General features: G+C 73.2%; 2 protein-coding genes. Both read right to left on the bottom strand.

What is annotated here, in order from left to right; genetic code table 11:
• Positions 1–772: efflux RND transporter periplasmic adaptor subunit (locus AC1D01_RS31060; protein ID WP_477873308.1), on the bottom strand; the 772-nt coding region annotated here is incomplete at its 3' end.
• An 18-nt stretch (positions 773–790) separates the two neighbouring features.
• Positions 791–2,236 (bottom strand): MFS transporter (locus tag AC1D01_RS31055; RefSeq protein ID WP_477873306.1); only part of this gene is annotated, 1,446 nt, incomplete at its 5' end.

Raw genomic sequence — 2,236 nt, 5'->3', positions numbered from 1 at the left:
CGACCAGCGTGCCGCGCCCTTCGGGCAGCACCGCCGTGACCGCGCCGCGGCCCGACTGCAGGTTGCGCAGCGCCTCGGCCAGGTTGCGCTGCGGCAGGTTGAAGCCGACGGCGATCGGGTCGATCTGCGTCAGCGTCACCAGCGTGCTGGTGGCCGGCTGCACCGAGCTGCCGGGGAACACGTTGATCGCGCCGGCGCGGCCCGCTCCGGGCGCGACGATGCGGTTGTAGCCGAGCGCCACCTTGGCGGCGGCCAGCGCCGCGCGGTCGGACGACACCACCGCCTGCGAGCCCTCGACCAGCGTCTGGCTGCTGTCGACGGCGCTCTGCGAGACGAAGTTCTGCGCGAGCAGGTCCTTGCTGCGCGTGAGCTGGCGCTGCGCGTCGGCCAGCGAGGCGAGGTCCTTCTCGAGCTGGGCCTGCGCCTTCGCGACGTTGACCTCGTCGGTGCGCGCATCGAGCGTGAACAGCAGCTCGCCGGCCTTCACGAACTGGCCTTCCTTGATGTGCACCTGCGTGATGGTGCTGGCGACCTGCGGCCGGATGTCGACGCTGTTGAGTGCGGTGACGCTGCCGGTCGCCTCGAGCGTGACCTCGTAGTCGCGCTGCTGCGCGCGCACGGTGCTGACGCTGACCGGCGCGCCGGACGCGGCGGCCGACGGCGCACCGGCCGCTGCACCGCCTTCGCCCTTGCCACGCATGGCCACGCCGTAGCCGACGCCCGCCGCCACCACCACCGCGGCGATCACCCAACCCACCAAGCTCTTGTTCATGGACTGCCCGTCGTCAAGTCATTCGGAAAAATCGGTCCGGCCCTCGGGCCCGGGATGGAAGCGCAGCGCCGGCACCCGGCTGGCGGCCCAGGCGGCCAGCGCGCACACGGCGGCGGCACAGCCGAAGGCGACCACGAAGGCGAAGCGCAGCGCCTCCTGTGCATGCGGATCCTGCGCTGCGTGCAGCGCGTCGCTGCTCCCCATCAACCCGAAGATCAGCGCGCCGAACGCGCTCGCGCCGATCGAGGAACCGAGCGTGCGTGCCAGCGACATCGTGGCCGCCGCGGCACCCAGCCGCGCCGGGCCGGAGGCGGTCTGGGTCACGATCTGCATCACCGACATCACGCTGCCCAGGCCGAGCCCGGTGGTGAATCCGAGGGCGACCAGCGTGCGCTTGTCGGGCGGCAGCAAGGCCATGCCGAGCAGGCTGCAACCCGCCAGCAGCAGCCCGCCCACCGGCAGCGCCGTCGGGCGGCCGGTCCAGAGGATCAGCCGCGACGTGAAGGTGGCGCCACCGACGATGCCGGCCGTCAGCGGCAGCAGCAGCAGGCCGGCCTCGGCGGCATCGGAGTGCAGCGACAGCTGCAGGTAGATCGGCAGGTAGAACACCATCGCGAACATCGCCGATGCGAAGCCGACCACCGTGAGCGCCGCGTAGCGCACCGGCGGCAGCCGCAGCAGGTCGATCGGCAGGAAGGGCCGCGCCGCCAGCCGCTCGACGCGCAGCAGCACGGCCCACAGCGCGACGATCGCCACCAGCAGCGCGCCGCTGGCCGCCGACACCCAGCCGAAGCGGTGCCCGGCCGACGACAGCCAGAACAGGCTCAGCGCCATCGCCACCGCGAACAGCAGCATGCCCTGCACGTCCGGCGGCCCGGCGCGGGGGTGCGGCACGTCGTCGGCCCGCAGCGCATGCAGCCGCCACAGCGCCAGCGCGCACAGCGGCAGGTTGACCAGGAACAGCCAGCGCCAGCTGGCGTGGTGCACCACCAGCCCGCCGATCACCGGGCCACCGACGCTGGCCAGCGTGAAGACGATCGCGAAATAGCCCTGGCTGCGCGCCCGCCGCTGCGGCGAGACGACCTCGCCGATCAGCGCCTGCGACAGCGTCATCAGGCCGCCGCCGCCCAGCCCCTGCAGCGTGCGCGCGGCCACCAGCCACCACAGGCCGGTCGCCAGGCCGCAGCCCAGCGAGCCGAGCGCGAACAGCAGCGTGGCCAGCGACAGCAGCTTGCGCCGCCCGAACTGGTCGCCCAGCTGGCCGTACAGCGGCACCACGATCACCGAGGCCAGCAGGTACGAGACGGCCAGCCAGGAGGTGTCGCGCAGGCCGCCGAACTCGCGGCTGATGACCGGCGTCGCGGTGGCCAGCAACGTCTGGTCGACGGCGGCCAGGAACATCGGCAGCATCACCGCGCCGAACAGGCGGCGGAAGCGGCGGCGGCCCTCGGCGATGCGCTGGGC

Source organism: Rhizobacter sp. P3_B12 (genome assembly GCF_056402895.1).
The sequence above is the reverse complement of the archived record's forward strand: the minus strand, read 5'-3'. Positions and strand labels throughout refer to the sequence as shown.